Here is a 15,349-nt window from a genome sequence, read left to right as displayed (position 1 = left end):
ACGGTACAGTGCCACCCAGCCGTTGTCGAAAACGATTTTCAATAGGACGAGTTTCGGGAAAGGACGTCCCTTGTCTGCCCACTGCCAAGTCACCGGCCGCAAGCCGGGATTCGGAAACACCGTGTCGCACTCTCATCGCCGGAGCCGTCGGCGGTGGTCGCCCAACATTCAGCAACGAACGTACTACCTGCCCTCGGAGGGCCGTCGCGTTCGGTTGCAGGTGTCCACGAAGGGAATGAAGGTCATTGACCGCGACGGCATCGAAGCCGTCGTGGCCCGGCTGCGTCGCCAAGGCCAGAAGATCTGATGGCAAGCACCGACATCCGGCCGATCGTGAAGCTGCGGTCCACGGCGGGCACCGGCTACACCTACACGACCCGCAAGAACCGACGCAATGACCCCGACCGCCTCGTCCTGCGCAAATACGACCCGGTGCTGCGGCGCCATGTGGACTTTCGAGAGGAACGCTGACGTGGCCAAGAGGTCCAAGATTGTCAAGAATCAGCAGCGCGCGGCCACCGTCGCCCGCTATGCCGAGCGTCGCGCCGAACTCAAAGAAATCATCCGCTCCCCATCCAGCACCCCCGAACAGCGCACCACCGCCCAGCAAGCCCTCGCACGCCAGCCCCGCGACGCCAGTCCCACGCGGCTACGCAACCGCGACGTGGTCGACGGTCGGCCGCGCGGACACCTCCGCAAATTCGGGCTCTCCCGTGTTCGGGTCCGCCAACTAGCCCACGACGGGCAACTGCCCGGTGTCCGGAAAGCGAGCTGGTAGATGGCCGGCAAATCCGCGCGTAACCGCCGGGTCAACGCACCCAAAGTCAAGCAGGCGAAGAAAAACATGCTCGACAGCCTCGGCGTCGACCGCGTCGACTACAAAGACACGACAACACTGCGGGTGTTCATCTCTGACCGAGGCAAGATTCGGTCCAGAAGCGTCACCGGCCTGACAGTGCAGCAACAGCGCAAGGTCTCCGAGGCGATCAAGAACGCGCGCGAGATGGCGCTGCTGCCCTACCCGGGGCAGGGCCGCCGGGGACGCGCAGCACTGAGCGCCCACGGGTCGATGGGTCCTCGTTGACATCCGCTGGTCCTCGTTGACATCCGAAGATGCCCCGTTCACACCGCGCCACCACCCGCCCGTTCACTGTGGTGCTCTGCACGACGTGCCAGTCGAACCTCGGGTCAGTAGTGCTCCAACAGCTACAGGCCACGGTGCGCCGCACCCCTCACGGGATGCTCGTCGCTGCCGGCTGCCTGCTCGGAGAATTCACCTGCCTGGCCCGTCAGCAGGGCGGCAGCGCGGTATTGCTGTTGCAGCCCTGCTCAGCCGACCGCGTTGCGCACGGACCTGCGCGATGGATCGGGGCGATCGACACCCTCGACGACCTACAGCTCGTCTGCGCTTGGTTGGAGCGAGGCCGCTGGGAGACCGACCACCTGCCGGACCGCCTGCGGCTCACCCTCCCCGCGACCCGACGCACCATCGTGACCAATTGAGCTGAGCTGTCGTGTCAGTGCCATCAGACACTGGAACGGCGACACCGGAAAGGCCACTGGGTGGTCGCCCACGCAGTCAACCGACTCCCTCGGGCCCTTGCAGTTGGCCACTCGTCTCGGACGGCTGCACACGTAGCCACGACGATGCCAGCACGATCACTGCTGCGGCCCAGGCGGCGCCAAGAAGCCAGCCGGCCAACACATCGGTAATGAAATGCACCCCAAGATAGGGCCGCGAGAACCCGATGAGTGCAATCATCGCGATCGTCACCGCCCACACCAACACCTGCAGTGCCCACCGTCGCACCACCCACCGGCACAGCATCCACGCGCACAACATCCCGACCGCGGCCGCCCCAGTGGCATGACCCGACGGAAACGAAAAGCCGTGAACGGAAATCACGGCGTAGGGCAGCGCCGGTCGCTGCCGACCGACCAACACCTTGGCGATCACAATCACCAGCCAGATCCCGCCGCCACCGGCCATCCCGACCAGCACCGGGAAGCACGACCTGGCCCGCACCGCAGCCACGACGCACACCAGTACGATCCACGCCGCCTGCGCATCGCTGTTGCCCATCCGGGTCACCACCAGCAGAACCTGTGTCAGCCACAACTCGCGATGCCCGGCCAGCCAGTGCGCGGCGGGATCGTCGAATTCAGCAAGACCCTCACCCTCAAGAACACTGTCGAGCAAAGCGGTGAACCCGACGGCCAGCACCACCACCACCGCCAGCCCAGCCAACCCTAGGGCCAGGGCAACGCCGCGTGTCCCAAGCCCGACCCGCAACCGCGACGTCGGCGCATCCGGACGGGCCGGGAGGAGATCTAACAGGTCGTCGATACAGGCGACTCGTCGTCCGCGCAGCGGATGCCGTACCACCCAGACAGAAACCACCATCAGCGCGACAAGCAGGGCAACGACGCCGATGCCGATCAGGCCAAACCGCGCGGACCCGAGAGCCGAGGCACCTCCCACACCGTCCATCCAACCAGCGATACCACCGACTCGCGATCAACCCGTACCCGCATCAAGGAGAGAATGGTCCGATGGCCGATCGCCACCCGTCCGCTGCCATCCCCGTCATCGCCCTCACCGGCTACCTTGGGGCCGGCAAAACGACGCTGCTGAACCATGTGCTCCGAGCCCCCGGAGCGCGAATCGGGGTTGTCATCAACGACTTTGGCGAACTCAACGTCGACGCCAGCCTGGTCACCGGCCAGGTCGATGAACCGGTGTCCATCGCGGGCGGATGCATCTGCCATCTGCCTGACGACGGCGCGCTCGACAAGGCGTTGGAGAAGCTGGCCGACCCCAAGCTTGGGCTCGACGCGATCATCATCGAGGCCAGCGGGGTCGCCGAACCGGTAGCGGTATCGCGAATCATCCGGTTCAGCGGCGTCGCCCGGATTCGCCACGGCGGTGTTGTCGACGTCATCGACGCCGTCGAGCACTTCAACACCGTCGACACAGCGGCTGCCGCACCTGCACGCTACGGCGCGGCGTCCCTCGTCGTCGTCAACAAGCTGGACCGGATCGCCGACGACAAGCGCGACGATGCGCTTCGTCGGATCACAACCCGCGTCCGCGACCACAATCCGGACGCTCATGTGGTGGGCGCGGTGGCCGGACGCGTGGACCCCCGGCTGCTCTACGACGTCACCGACGACGGCGGCGCGACCGGCCAGATGTCGTTTCGGGAACTATTGGTCGAGGAAGCGTTCAGCGCCCACGACGACCACCATGGTCACGTGCATGCGCAGTCGGTAACCGTCGTCGGCAACGGCGCCGTCGACCCCGGGGTGCTCGTCGACCTGCTCGAGCAGCCGCCGCCGGGCGTCTACCGGATGAAGGGGACCGTCGCGGTCGGCACACGTCACTACCTCGTCAACGTCGTCGGCACATCCGTGCACGTTCGGACCGCGCCTGCGGGGACGCGCGCCAGCCACCTGGTCGCGATCGGCACCGGTTTCGACATCGACGACGTCCGCGCGAGCATCGAAGGGGCGCTGAGCCCGTTCTCCCAGAAGGTGGCTGCCGCCGGGATGCGACGGCTGCAGCGGCTGCGGCAACTCAGCATCTAGGCGCTGGGTGCGAGACATTCCGCGTTGGCAGGCCGGCCTTGACCGGCTTTGACGCGGAAGAAGCGGCTGCGGGCGCGCAAATAGACTGTGATAAAGCCCAGAGAGAGGCGTAATGGTTGTTGCCGCAGCACCACCCCGACAGATACTGGTTGCGACCGACATGTCAGAGGGGGCAGGCGTCGCGGTGACGCGAGCTGCACAACTCGCGCGGGAACACGACGCCCGCCTCACCGCGATACACGTGCTGCCGACCGGAATCGATGCGGAAATCGCCGAGGGCGCGCGCGCCGACCTGGAAGCGCACCTTGCCGAGCACCTGAACTCGACTCCGGCAGACATCGTGGTCCGCCACGGCAGCGCTGCGTACGCCATCACGATCGAGGCCGCTGACCGCACAGTGGACCTCGTGGTCGTCGGTGCCCACGGCGCCCACTGGTTGGCCGACGCTTTCGTGGGCAGCACTGCCGAAAACGTGGTCCGGATGAATCCCACCGCCGTTCTGCTGGTCAAGCAACTCGGCAAGGCCCCCTACCGCACTGTCGTTCTTGCTCTCGACGAGTCGGCGCCAGCCGCCCGTGCTGCGCGATTCGCTTCTGCCTTGACGCCCTCCGCGAAGCACACCCTGATCCACATCTGCGTCGTCGTCGGCGAGAACCTCATGCGGATGCATGGCGTTGCCGAAGACGATATCGACGCGCTGCGTAGCACCTGCACTGAGCGGACTCGCGAATACCTCGCACGGCTGACCGCCGAGCTGACACCGGCCCCGACACAAGTCATCATCGAATCGGGTCACCCGCCGACTCGACTGGTGGAGTTGTGCCGCTCCCACGCCGCCGATTTAGCGGTCGTGGGAACCGGAGCACGTTCACAGGTGTCCTACGCATTCCTCGGCAGCGTCGCCCAGCACATCATGCGGCAATCGCAATCCGACGTGCTGGTGGTCCCGGCGGTCCGGGACTGACCATGGACCTGCACCCGTTTGCGACTATCGCAATCATCTTGGCGATCGCCACGGTCGCCGGATTGTTCGCCACCCGACTGCGGCAGCCGTTGATCGTGGCGTTCATCGGCGTGGGTATAGCCGTCGGACCTGTCGGCACCGGATGGGCGTCAGCCGACAACACGATCGACTTGCTGGCCAGGTTGGGCATCGCCATCTTGTTGTTTCTCGTCGGGCTACGGCTCGATCTGAACATGATCCGCAACACCGGCCCTGTGGCCCTGGCAACCGGTCTCGGCCAGGTGCTGTTCACCTCCGTGATCGGGTTTCTCATTGCGCTCGCGCTCGGTATGGACCGCGTGACTGCGCTCTACGTCGCAGTGGCCCTTACCTTTTCGTCCACGATCATCATCGTGAAGCTCTTGTCGGACAAGCGTGAACTCGACCAGCTTCATGGGCGGATCGCGGTGGGATTCCTCATCGTCCAAGACATCGTCGTGGTATTGGTGATGATTGCGCTCACCGCCTTCGCGCAGGACACCGGCGGAAATCTCGGCTTCACCATCACCACCGTATTGGGCAAATTCGCGGGACTCCTCGGCGGAATGTGGCTGCTCATGCGCTACATCCTGCCCTGGCTGCTGCCGCATATCGCCAGATCGCAAGAGCTGCTAGTGCTTTTCGGCGTCGCCTACGCAACCTCGGTCGCCGCGTTGAGCGAGTGGATGGGATTCAGCTCCGAGGTCGGCGCTTTCCTGGCGGGAGTGTCGCTGGCCAGCACGCCGTTCCGCGACGCGCTGGGGGCGCGCCTGGTCAGCCTGCGCGATTTCCTGTTGCTGTTCTTCTTCCTCGACCTGGGTGCGCGGCTCGAATTCACCGACACTGCACACCAACTCACCAACGCTCTGGTCTTCTCGGTGTTCGTCCTCGTTGGCAACCCGCTGATCGTCATCGCGATCATGGCCGCGATGCGGTATCCCGTGCGGGTGGGCTTCCTCGCCGGGCTTACCGTGGCCCAGATCTCCGAATTCTCGCTGATCCTGGCGGCACTCGGCCTGAGCCTCGGTCACATCACGAATACCACGGTGAGTCTCATCACGGTCGTCGGGCTGATCACCATTGGCGGCTCGACGTACTTGATCATGTACTCGCACCCGATCTATGACCGTTTGAAGCGCTGGCTTTCGGTCTTGGAACGACGCGATAGTGCAGCGCCGATACCTCCCGCCGCCGACGACTTCGACGTCATCCTGTTCGGGTTGGGACGCTTCGGCAGCCACCTGGCCGATCGACTTAGTCACGGCGGGCACCACGTCCTCGCAGTGGACTTCGATCCACATCAGGTCAGGGGCGACCCTCGCGACGGTCTGACGACGATGTTCGGTAGCGCCGAAGACGTCCACTTGCTCGAAGCCTTGCCCCTGAACCAGGCAAAGTACGTCGTCAGCGCCATCCCCCTGCTGCAAACGAACTTGGCGCTCCTGCACAATCTTCGCCACCATCAGTTCGAGGGCACGATCGCCCTCACGGCGCACACCCGCCACGATGCCAAGCGACTTCGCGCCGCCGGCGTGGACAGCGTCCTCGAGCCCTTCTCCGCAGCCGCCCATACGACGTCGAACGCGCTGCACGAACTGCTCAGCGTCGATGAGGATGCAGCGGGCGGTAGCGATGAGCTCGAATAGGACTGCGCGGTCAATGGTCTCAGACCATTGCGGCATCGGCCCGGCGCCCCTCAGCGGAGAGCAGCCGGGTGAGCATGTTGACGATGGCCACGTGAACGCTGAAGGTTTCGCACCAGCGTCGCGGCGCCCCCGGCTTCTGGCCCTGTTGATACTGGTGGCCGCTGTCGTCGGGTCACTGTCCGTCGGGGGCCTCGGCTGGGCGCACGCTGATCCCGACGCACTCTGGCGGATTGTGCATGACCAGTGCGTTCCCCACCAGCAACAGACCGGCGACCCCGCTCCCTGCGCGCTCGTTGATCTGCACGCTGGAGAAGACAAGGGGTACGCGGTGTACAAGGATATTGATGGTCCGACGCAATTTCTCCTGATCCCCACCGCGCGCATCACGGGCATCGAAAGTCCAGCGCTTTTAGCTCCGGACGCAACCAACTACTTCGCCGCGGCGTGGCGTGCCCGAACTTTCGTCGAACAGCGCGCCGGACATCCGGTGCCGCGCGACTGGATGAGCCTTGCGGTCAATTCCGAAGTCGGCCGGACACAGGACCAGCTGCACGTCCATATTGATCGTCTCGGACCCGACGTTCACGAGGCGCTGCGATTGCATGCTGCCGAGATGGGACCGGCCTGGAAGCCGTTCCCGATTCCCCTGGCCGGTCACCGCTACAGCGCAATGGTTGTGACCGGCGACAATCTCGACGTCAACCCCTTCGCCCTCGCCGCAGATGGTGTCCCCGGTGCACGTCATGACATGGGGCTGGAAACTCTTGTCGTGGTGGGCGCCGTGCTAGCCGGCGGCCAACCCGGGTTCACCATTCTCGCTGGCCATGCGGATCCCTCCACTGGCGACACGGGAAGCGGCGAGGAACTCCAAGACCACAACTGGTAAGCGCCGGGCCAAGTTCGGCCTCCCCGGATCGAATAGGCCGAACTTCGCGAGGTCGGCGTGTACCGCCTTGGCAGTGAAAGGCGACAATGGCTGACATGCGCAGCACTAGCTTCGATGCGTTGACGGAGAACCAGCTCCGGAGTCGCAACACGATCAAGTGGAACTACTTCGGGCCCGATGTGGTGCCGCTGTGGGTGGCAGAGATGGACTATCCCACCGCTCCAGCAGTGCTCGACGCGGTGCACGCGTGCGTCGCGAATGAGGAGTTCGGCTACCCACCGTTCGGCGAGGACATACTGCCCAAGTCGACCGCGGGCTGGTGCGGGCGGCGGTATGGCTGGCAGGTCCAACCCGACTGGGTCCGCGTCGTTCCGGACGTTCTCAAGGGAATGGAAGTCGCCATCAGGTTCCTCACCCGACCGGAGAGCGCGGTGGCGTTGCCGGTTCCGGCGTACATGCCGTTTTTTGACATCTTGGCGGTCACCGGCCGCCAACGACTGGAAGTCCCGACGGTGCGGCAAGATTCCGGGCGCTACCTTCTCGACCTCGACGCGCTCGAGGCGGCATTCGTCCGCGGGGCCGGGTCGCTGATTCTGTGCAATCCGAACAACCCACTGGGCACCGCATTCACCGCGGACGAGCTGCTCGCCATCGTGGATATCGCGACCCGCCACGGCGCTCGGGTCATCGCCGACGAAATTTGGGGTCCGATGGTCTACGAACGGCGCCATGTCGCCGCTGCCTCGGTGTCAGAGACCGCGGCCGAAACGGTGGTCACTTTGGCATCGGCATCCAAGGGCTGGAACTTGCCGGGCTTGATGTGCGCTCAGGTCATCCTGTCCAACCGCCACGATGCCGAGGAGTGGGATCGGATCAACATGCTGCACCGGATGGGCACATCGACCGTGGGTATTCGTGCCAACATTGCCGCCTACGACCATGGCGCTGCCTGGCTCGATGAGCTGCTTCCCTATCTGCGGGCCAACCGCGACCACCTGGCGCGGGCGCTAACGGAGTCGGTTCCGGGGCTGAAGGTCAACACCCCGGAGGGCACCTACCTCGCGTGGCTGGATTTTCGGGGTCTCAACCTGCCGGCTGAGCCCGCCGACTTCCTCCTCTCGAAGGCGAAAGTGGCGCTCAGTCCGGGCATTCCGTTCGGTGCCGAGGTAGGTTCTGGATTTGCCCGGCTCAACTTCGCTACCAGCCGCCCCATCCTCGATCGGGCTATCGAGGCGATCGGCGCTGCCCTACGCGATGGCGTCTCGAGCTGATTCGAGGCGAGCAGACCTGTCAGCAGGTGGTTTCGACTGGTACCTGGGTTCCGTTGCGCCATAGCGCTTTGACGTCGCAAAGCCTGGTCAGATCGTGGTTCACGCCGGCGCCGACAGCAAGCAGGTCAGCGTCGAAACCGGGCGTGATACGGCCTTTGCGGTGGCCGAGTCCACAGCTAGCAGCCGCGGCACTGGTTGCGCCGATGAGTAATTCGGTGACGGTGAAACCGTGCCGGGACAAATATGCCAGATCCGCCGGGAGTACATTGTGGGCCTTTCGGGGGCTGATGCCGGCATCGGAGGACCAGGCGACACGAGCACCGCTATCGATGAGCTGGCGGGTAACTCGCCACACACCCTGCATAACCGCAATAATGTCGGCCGGCGTCTCGGAGTCCATCTGGCCAGTCGTGATACCGCACCACACACCTTGGGCAACGATCCTCTCGACGATGTCCGGGCTGGCGGAGACACCATCTTCGGTGATGAACGTGCAGTGTTCGATCCCGTCAACACCCGCGGCGACCGCCGCCGCGATCCCCGCGGCAGCGTGAGCGTGTGCAGTCACCGGTAAACCCATCCGGTGGGCAGCCTCAACTACCGCAGTCAGCTGATCATGGTCGTACTGGGGTTGCAGCGGGTCACTTCCTTCGGTGACGAATCCTCCGGTGGCCATGACCTTGATCCAATCCACTCCCCGAGCGGCCCGCTGCTCGACGGCGTCGACGAGGTCGTCCGTGCTATCCGCCGCACCGCCGAGATACCAACAGTGCCCCCCGGTACGGGTCAATGGCGGCCCGGAAACGACCAGTTCTGGTCCTAGCTGGGTTCCTTGGCGATAGTCCTCCCGCAGCGACAACGTCGCGAAGTCGCGGTCACCCAGATCGCGAATCGTGGTGACTCCGGAGTGCAACGCCGCCGTTGCATGCTGCCGCGCCCGCTCCACCAACGCCTCGTGTGGGTCGTCGGCCAGATCTTCTGGATCACCGTCTGGGTCCCAGCACAGATGCGTATGCGCGTCGACGAGGCCCGGCAGCAAAGTCAGTTCACCGAGGTCAATCAGCGCCGCCTCGGGCGGGCCGTCGGTGACGGCGAAATCGACTGCGCTGATCTGACCACCCTCGACCACAACGATCACCGGTCCGTCGTGAAACCGGTACCCGTCGAAAATCTGGCCAGCGCGAATCCCGATCCGCCCTACCTGTCCCGCTGTCACCACACAACTGTTACGGGCAGCAGAGTGCGGCCACGAAGCCCGACGGGCCACAAGCCCTTCGCAGATGGACGCGCAATGCTGGCGCTATCGGTGAACACATATAGCCATTGTGCGCCATTTCGGCGAGTGGCGGCGAGTGGCGCTGGCACCGGGTGATTTCAGTATTGAACAATGGGCGCCTTTCCGAGCCAGGTGTCGTCGTCCATCATCCCGACCATCGCGTGCGCGCAGTCGGCAAAGCTGATTTTCGACATAGCGCTGAATGGGTGGAAGCCCAACCGGTACTTTCCCGTCCTTGCGCCGGGCTTCATTTGCAACGGACGAATGCCGGTCCAGCGAATATCCCTACTCTTCTCCAGCAGCGCCAACTGATGCTCTTTGTCGGTGTGCCGATGTTTCAGGAAGTGTTCCCCATACCAGCGCACGAACCTCGAACCCCAGGTGACGGCATCGTCCTTGACGATGGTGCTACCGCCCCCGCACCAGACCAACCGAGGTTCTTGGCCTTGAAGATTTTCCCGCATCGCCGCCAACACATTCCGAGTCGCATCGGTACACAGATCCGCCGGTGAGGTCTTTTCGTCCACCCCGATGGCAAACAAGACCGCCTGCGTTCCGACAGGCAATGCACGCACGACATCCGCCGGCGATAGCGCATCCCCCTGCACCACCGTGACCATGTCGCGGAGAGCATCCGGTAGCTTGCCGGGAGTCCGCACCAGCACCGTCACCTCATGGTCAGCTTCCAAACATTGCTTGAGGCATTCCCGGCCCAACTGTCCTGTCGCACCCAGTATTGTCACCTTCACGGCATTGGCCTCCTTTGTTGCAGTATCGCTCGGGCCTTCCCGCGGGCCACAGCGACCTGCGTGCCTCACGACCCTGGTGGATCAGCCATCACGCCACTATCACGCGCGAGACTTGCATTCCTATTGCAACACAACGTGGCTCACCGGAACGACCCGAGGGTTGGCGGGTCTCGCTGCAGATGTCATGCGGTCGATGAGACTATGAAATTGGTTGTGAGACAGAGGAACCACGTGTCGGTTGCACTTTCTGTCGCACCGCTACCCTCCGCTGTCATCGAGGCAGCTGCTTCGCCGATGGCCTGCTGCCCCCGGTGCGGTTTCCCAGTGGGGTTGGCGCCCCCGCATCGCGAAGAATCCCCGTCGGTGGCCAAATCGACAAAAGTTTGGCAGTCAGATGGAGATTTGGCCATCAGAACCGCGGTACAATAACTATCGCTCAAGACATGGTCGCGGAGGTCAGCCATGAATCGTCCTGATCCGCGTCCGGCTGACCTCCACGTCGGCCCGGTGCGTGAAGAGTTGAGCTTCGACCACGGCGGCGTCAGCCGGTTCAACGCGTGGTTCTTCACCGCGTTCGCGGGCTACATCAACTACGCGGCGCGAGCGCACAAGGGCTGCGCCTTCGACGGAATCACCGGCGGTGCCGTGGTCGAACTCGGAGCTGGGACCGGTGCGAATCTCGGCTACCTGCCGGCCGGCACGCACCTCTACGCCGTGGAACCGAGCACGCAGATGCACGAGCGGCTGCGCCGCCGCTGCCAGGCGGCCGGCGTGCAACTCACGATCCTGTCGACCGGAGCCGAGGAGATACCGCTACCCGACGCATCGGTCGACGAAGTGATCTCCTCGCTGGTCCTCTGCACGGTCGCCGACCCGGACCGGGTGGTCGCCGAAGCGCGACGCGTGTTGCGCCCCGGCGGGCGGTTCCGGTTTGTCGAGCATGTCGCCGCACCACAACGATCCGTCCGAGCGGGAGTTCAGCAGGCCATTCGGCGTCCGTGGGGATGGCTGTTCGAGGGATGCGACCCACACCGGCATACCCGGGACATCATCGAGCGGGCCGGCTTCTCCTCCGTGCGGTGGGAGCCGCGCAAGTTCCGCCGCTCGCTGTTCTGGCCGGTGAACACGGCCGCGTGGGGGATTGCCGAGCGTTGAGCAAGGTCACGAACCGGTCGATGTAGCTGTACAGCGTGCGGAGCGAGGCGAGATGACCGATGAGCAGCGGCGCCAAGCGTTAGGTCGAATTCACGCGAAACGCAGTTTCTGGTGGCACCTGGGCGCCTATATCGTCGGCATCGTCGTGCTGGTCGTGGTCTGGTATTTCAGCTCGGGCGGATACTTCTGGCCGGTGTGGCCCGCGCTCGGTTGGGGAATCGGCCTGGTCTTTCATGGTCTCGGTGTGTTCCTTGGGATGAAACCGATAACCGAGGAGCAGATTCAGCGCGAAATCAACCGGGGCCACCGGTCGTGATCAACGGGACCGCCGTCTTTTCCGTCGGTGCCACAACAGGTTTCGTGTGGCGCTAGCACCTCGACGCCAAGGCTCACTGACGCAAGCCAATCAGTACCAACCTGGCGGTAACCCGCCCGGCCAGCACATACCCCCCATTCCACACGGCGGCCATTCTGGCGGTGGTGCCGGTGGCGATGGATACGGTTCCCCCGATGGCGGTGGCGCGGGGGCCGGGCACGGCGGAAGGATGGTACCGCCCATGCCAACCGGTGGCCACGGTTCCGGGAATGGCGGTCGCGGTGGTTCTCCCGGCGCGGGTGGCGGTAGCCACGGTGGATAGCATCGCGGAGAGCATTGACCCCCCATTCCACACGGCGGCCATTGTGCCGGTAGCGGCGGTGGTGGTCGCTGTTCCCCCGGTTGGGGTGTGGGTGTCTGTGGGGGGTCCGTGTGTGCCACGCCGGCACCAACATCGAGGGCGGCCATGCTCAGCGCACCGGCGAAGGCGAGTCCGGCCAGGAGTTGCTTGGCATTCACGTCGGAGCCCTCTTACATGCCCGTGCTGCGTCGGTCGAACCGGGCACGGCTTCCGCCGATGCGCAGGATCGGATGTGACCATAGTGTCCAACCTTCCGCCATTAGTACAGAGGCGGCTTCGGCATTGCCCACCTCGGGGTCTGGCTAATCGATCATCTTCCGCAAGCGAGGTTGTCAGCACTGACCCGATCACAGTTGTGGATGCTGTTGGCGGTTGCAACCCGTTGGCGTGCTTGGCCCGCCCAGCTCATGCCGCGCCAGCATGACGCCCGATAGAGCGTTGTGTATAAACGATTTTGGATTTCGATTGTCGAGCGTCCGCTTGCCCGGATCAGGCCCTTGCTGGGGAGCTCGAAAACGGTTATCCGCAAAGTCTTTTCAGCTCACTCATCGATGGCATCCTGGTCCATTTTGCGCTTCGCCCGCACACTCGGCCGCGTCGACCGCCGCGGAATGCGGTCGGTGATGACACTCAGCGAGTTGACCATCCTGTTGAGGGTATCGACAGCAGAATCAAGGGTCTCGGCAGTGGGCGTCAACGTCTCGACGGCGGGCTGCAGTCTACTCAGGATTTCCGCGGTTTCGGTGAGTTGTTCGAGCGGTCCATTCTTGGCCAGCAGCCTGTCCATGACGCCGTCCTCGGCGAACATCCGCTCGATGACGCCGTCCTCGGCGAACATGCGCTCTACCGGCCCGTCCTCAGCGAGCAGTCGATCTGCGAGCCCGCCGGGCTCCAGGATGCGCTCCAGCGAGGAGCTACCTCCAGTGGATACCCGATCGAGCAAACCGCCGGGCGCGGTCAACAGGTCGACAACCCCACCCGCACGCATCAGCTTGTCCGCTGGTCCGCCGCGGACCAGGGCGCGCCCCATTGCCCTGTCGTTCTCGGTTAGTTCGGCAACTCGGTTGGCGCCCACCAGTGCGCCGCGCAGCGGAAATAAGTCGGTAATCGGGTCTACAGTCTTCGGGCCTTCCTCGCCCAAGGATTGCTTCACAGCACCGAGCGCCATGGCCGCAGCGGTGAGTCCGGCGTCGGCCACCGCGACGCCGGCCCGGACAGGGGCTATCGCTACCCCGATAACGAGCTTGCTGATGTTCACGCAGCAAGTGTATGGCTCAGGGTCGTCTCCATGGGCGATGGCGCCAATGGGATGGCGGCCAAGCCCGACGATGATCTACGTCGCCAACCAGGGCTTCTCAACTGGGCCGGAGTCGGCATCTGTACGTCGAGCGCCGGTGTTGACCGACCCTGTCCGAGTTCATCGACAGCAGTGCGTCGTCCGCGGTGCACGGCTTAGCGCCAAGGCGAGCTCCGGATTAGGAGGCTGCGCTGCGGCCGGCGCGGCGACCAAACACGGTGCCAGCGGTGAGGCCTGATCCTCCGGGGTAGTTGAAGTAGAAGAGGCCGCCAACAAGCTCGCCAGCGGCGAACAACCCGGTGACGGGGTTGCCCGACGTGTCGAGCACCGCACCGTCCGAGTTGACCCGGATACCGCCAAAGGTGAAAGTGATTCCGCACGTCACCGGATAGGCGGTGAAGGGCGGCGTGTCTATTGTCTGCGCCCAGTTGGACTTTGGCGGATCGATTCCCACGGTCGCCACGCCGTCCTTGACGGTCGGGTCGAAGACACGATCGTTAATGCTGGCGTTGTAGTTGGCGACTGTTTCCGACAAGGCGCCGGGTGCAATACCGAGCTGCTCAGCGAGCGACACCAGATCATCGGCACGCACCCTGGTGACACCGGGTGAGTCGTATTCCTCGCTTCGCAGCAGACCCGACACCTTCGCGTCGAAGATCTGCACGGCCCGGCCGCCAGGTTGGTGGAGGATCTCGGCACCATATTTGGCGTACGTGTAGTTGCGGAAATCGGCGCCCTCATCGATGAATCGCCGCCCCAGAGTGTTTACGACGATGCCGAACGGATATCCGCCGCGAGTCAACTGGTTCGTAAGCTCTCGGTCGCCGGTAGCGGCGGCATGTGCGTCCCATGCCACCGCATGGCAGCCACTGAAATGGCCGTAAGTCTGGGCGCCAGCCTCGACCGCCATCGCGATGCCATCGCCGGTATTGAGTGGTGTGCCTCGAACTGCCGCCAGGTCCCAACCCGGCCCCAGATAGCTTGCCCGCCAGGCCGGGTCAGCCTGGAAACCGCCGCAGGCGAGGACTACCGCATCCGCGCGCACCTCGCCGCCGTCCGCCAGGCGAACACCCGCGACCGCATTTCCCGCGTTGAGCACCAGACCACGCACATGAGCGTTGCAGCGCACGTCGATTCCGGCAGCTCTAGCCGCGGCAAGGTGGTCGCCGATCATGGATTTGCCACCGCCGCGAACACCCACTGCGAGGCCACCCCAGAACCGAAAGCGCCCGTTCACCTCATAGGCCTGGCGATGAAACATCAACTCGAACCGCATGTCCAAGGAGCGAAGCCAATCCACCGCGTCGCGGGACTCGGAAATGAGAATCCGGCTCAACTCTGGGTCGGTACGGCTGTCGGTAACGCGGTTCATGTCTGCGCGGAAATCATTGGCGGAATACGCCGGAACATCGATGGCTTCGATGCGGTGCGCGTGAACCGGCTCGATCAACGAGACCAGATCAGCGAGGCCCTCGTGGCAAAAACGCATCGCCCCGGCCGTGAAATAGCTGTTGCCACCGATCCATTCGGGCGGCCCCTTTTCCAACAGGATCACCGCAGCCCCGGCCGCTCGGGCCGCGTGCGCAGCGCTAAACCCCGCATTGCCCGAGCCGACGACGACGACCGTGCTCATGGCGCCATCCGCACGGCCGCTGACGCTGCCTGGCGCGCGTGGTAGTGGTCCGGTGCGACAGCGCGAGCCGACCTAGCACTCGAGATCTCTTTCTGGCGATGCCGTGTGCCCATGCAACCCTCTCGTCGTCGCTTCACAGCTTAGGAACACGACGCCGCCGCCGGCTAGCGCGGGATTCGCCCCGGTTTC

General features: G+C 64.4%; 18 protein-coding genes. 13 read left to right on the top strand and 5 right to left on the bottom strand.

Annotated elements, in window-relative coordinates; translation table 11 throughout:
• Window positions 1-70 precede the first annotated feature (70 nt).
• The 5 genes from rpmB to F6B93_RS00580 are packed head-to-tail and all read left to right on the top strand — an operon-like array spanning window position 71 to window position 1,503.
• A complete protein-coding gene (rpmB, locus tag F6B93_RS00600; protein WP_211697176.1) occupies window positions 71-307 on the top strand; it encodes a 50S ribosomal protein L28 in 237 nt (78 codons plus the stop codon).
• Window positions 307-471, top strand: coding sequence for a 50S ribosomal protein L33 (gene rpmG / locus F6B93_RS00595; RefSeq protein WP_211697175.1), 165 nt, complete (start codon window positions 307-309; stop codon window positions 469-471). The genes rpmB and rpmG overlap by 1 nt, the downstream gene beginning before the upstream one ends.
• A gap of 1 nt (window position 472) precedes the next feature.
• The gene (gene rpsN, locus F6B93_RS00590; RefSeq protein ID WP_211697174.1) at window positions 473-778 is read left to right on the top strand and encodes a 30S ribosomal protein S14; all 306 of its coding nucleotides are present in this window, start codon (window positions 473-475) and stop codon (window positions 776-778) included.
• Window positions 779-1,084, top strand: a complete 306-nt coding sequence (gene rpsR / locus F6B93_RS00585) for a 30S ribosomal protein S18 (RefSeq protein ID WP_211697173.1) — start codon at window positions 779-781, stop codon at window positions 1,082-1,084.
• Window positions 1,085-1,113: 29 nt separating this feature from the next.
• Window positions 1,114-1,503: a hypothetical protein gene (locus F6B93_RS00580; RefSeq protein WP_211697172.1), complete on the top strand. Its 390-nt coding sequence runs from the start codon at window positions 1,114-1,116 to the stop codon at window positions 1,501-1,503.
• 76 nt (window positions 1,504-1,579) lie between these two features.
• Here the strand turns inward: F6B93_RS00580 and F6B93_RS00575 are convergent, their stop codons facing one another.
• Window positions 1,580-2,491: a phosphatase PAP2 family protein gene (locus F6B93_RS00575; protein WP_211697171.1), complete on the bottom strand. Its 912-nt coding sequence runs from the start codon at window positions 2,489-2,491 to the stop codon at window positions 1,580-1,582.
• A 62-nt stretch (window positions 2,492-2,553) separates the two neighbouring features.
• On the opposite strand from F6B93_RS00575, the gene F6B93_RS00570 reads away from it, so the two are divergent.
• The 5 genes from F6B93_RS00570 to F6B93_RS00550 all read left to right on the top strand — a co-directional run bounded on the left by F6B93_RS00570 (window position 2,554) and on the right by F6B93_RS00550 (window position 8,373).
• Complete coding sequence (locus F6B93_RS00570) at window positions 2,554-3,588, top strand: CobW family GTP-binding protein (RefSeq protein WP_211697170.1); 1,035 nt, start codon at window positions 2,554-2,556, stop codon at window positions 3,586-3,588.
• Window positions 3,589-3,700: 112 nt separating this feature from the next.
• Window positions 3,701-4,552: a universal stress protein gene (locus F6B93_RS00565; RefSeq protein ID WP_211697169.1), complete on the top strand. Its 852-nt coding sequence runs from the start codon at window positions 3,701-3,703 to the stop codon at window positions 4,550-4,552.
• Between the two features lie 2 nt (window positions 4,553-4,554).
• Window positions 4,555-6,216 (top strand): cation:proton antiporter, encoded by a 1,662-nt coding sequence (locus F6B93_RS00560; RefSeq protein ID WP_211697168.1) that lies wholly within the window; start codon window positions 4,555-4,557, stop codon window positions 6,214-6,216.
• Between the two features lie 91 nt (window positions 6,217-6,307).
• Window positions 6,308-7,102, top strand: coding sequence for a CDP-diacylglycerol diphosphatase (locus tag F6B93_RS00555; protein WP_246540941.1), 795 nt, complete (start codon window positions 6,308-6,310; stop codon window positions 7,100-7,102).
• A 95-nt stretch (window positions 7,103-7,197) separates the two neighbouring features.
• A complete protein-coding gene (locus F6B93_RS00550; protein ID WP_211697166.1) occupies window positions 7,198-8,373 on the top strand; it encodes a MalY/PatB family protein in 1,176 nt (391 codons plus the stop codon).
• Between the two features lie 19 nt (window positions 8,374-8,392).
• Here F6B93_RS00550 and F6B93_RS00545 read toward each other — a convergent pair whose 3' ends face one another.
• Both F6B93_RS00545 and F6B93_RS00540 read right to left on the bottom strand, forming a co-directional pair.
• On the bottom strand, window positions 8,393-9,589 hold the full coding sequence (locus F6B93_RS00545; protein WP_211697165.1) for an amidohydrolase family protein: 1,197 nt from the start codon (window positions 9,587-9,589) through the stop codon (window positions 8,393-8,395).
• Window positions 9,590-9,747: 158 nt separating this feature from the next.
• A complete protein-coding gene (locus F6B93_RS00540; RefSeq protein WP_246541183.1) occupies window positions 9,748-10,392 on the bottom strand; it encodes an NAD(P)-dependent oxidoreductase in 645 nt (214 codons plus the stop codon).
• Window positions 10,393-10,860: 468 nt separating this feature from the next.
• Here F6B93_RS00540 and F6B93_RS00535 point away from each other — a divergent pair, with 468 nt between their 5' ends.
• From F6B93_RS00535 to F6B93_RS00525, 3 genes are read left to right on the top strand one after another with little or no spacing between them, the layout of a single operon-like run.
• A complete protein-coding gene (locus F6B93_RS00535) occupies window positions 10,861-11,553 on the top strand; it encodes a class I SAM-dependent methyltransferase (protein ID WP_211697163.1) in 693 nt (230 codons plus the stop codon).
• Window positions 11,554-11,605: 52 nt separating this feature from the next.
• Window positions 11,606-11,869: a 2TM domain-containing protein gene (locus F6B93_RS00530; RefSeq protein WP_211697162.1), complete on the top strand. Its 264-nt coding sequence runs from the start codon at window positions 11,606-11,608 to the stop codon at window positions 11,867-11,869.
• Between the two features lie 46 nt (window positions 11,870-11,915).
• Window positions 11,916-12,191, top strand: coding sequence for a hypothetical protein (locus tag F6B93_RS00525; RefSeq protein ID WP_211697161.1), 276 nt, complete (start codon window positions 11,916-11,918; stop codon window positions 12,189-12,191).
• A 580-nt stretch (window positions 12,192-12,771) separates the two neighbouring features.
• On the opposite strand, the gene F6B93_RS00520 is transcribed toward F6B93_RS00525, so the two are convergent.
• Together F6B93_RS00520 and tcuA are read right to left on the bottom strand one after the other, a co-directional pair.
• Window positions 12,772-13,488: a hypothetical protein gene (locus F6B93_RS00520; protein WP_211697160.1), complete on the bottom strand. Its 717-nt coding sequence runs from the start codon at window positions 13,486-13,488 to the stop codon at window positions 12,772-12,774.
• A 217-nt stretch (window positions 13,489-13,705) separates the two neighbouring features.
• On the bottom strand, window positions 13,706-15,160 hold the full coding sequence (gene tcuA, locus F6B93_RS00515) for an FAD-dependent tricarballylate dehydrogenase TcuA (RefSeq protein WP_211697159.1): 1,455 nt from the start codon (window positions 15,158-15,160) through the stop codon (window positions 13,706-13,708).
• Window positions 15,161-15,349 lie beyond the last annotated feature (189 nt).

Origin of the sequence: Mycobacterium spongiae (assembly GCF_018278905.1) — a bacterium.
GTDB classification, from domain to species: domain Bacteria; phylum Actinomycetota; class Actinomycetes; order Mycobacteriales; family Mycobacteriaceae; genus Mycobacterium; species Mycobacterium spongiae.
This window is presented reverse-complemented; position numbering and strand designations above follow the sequence as displayed.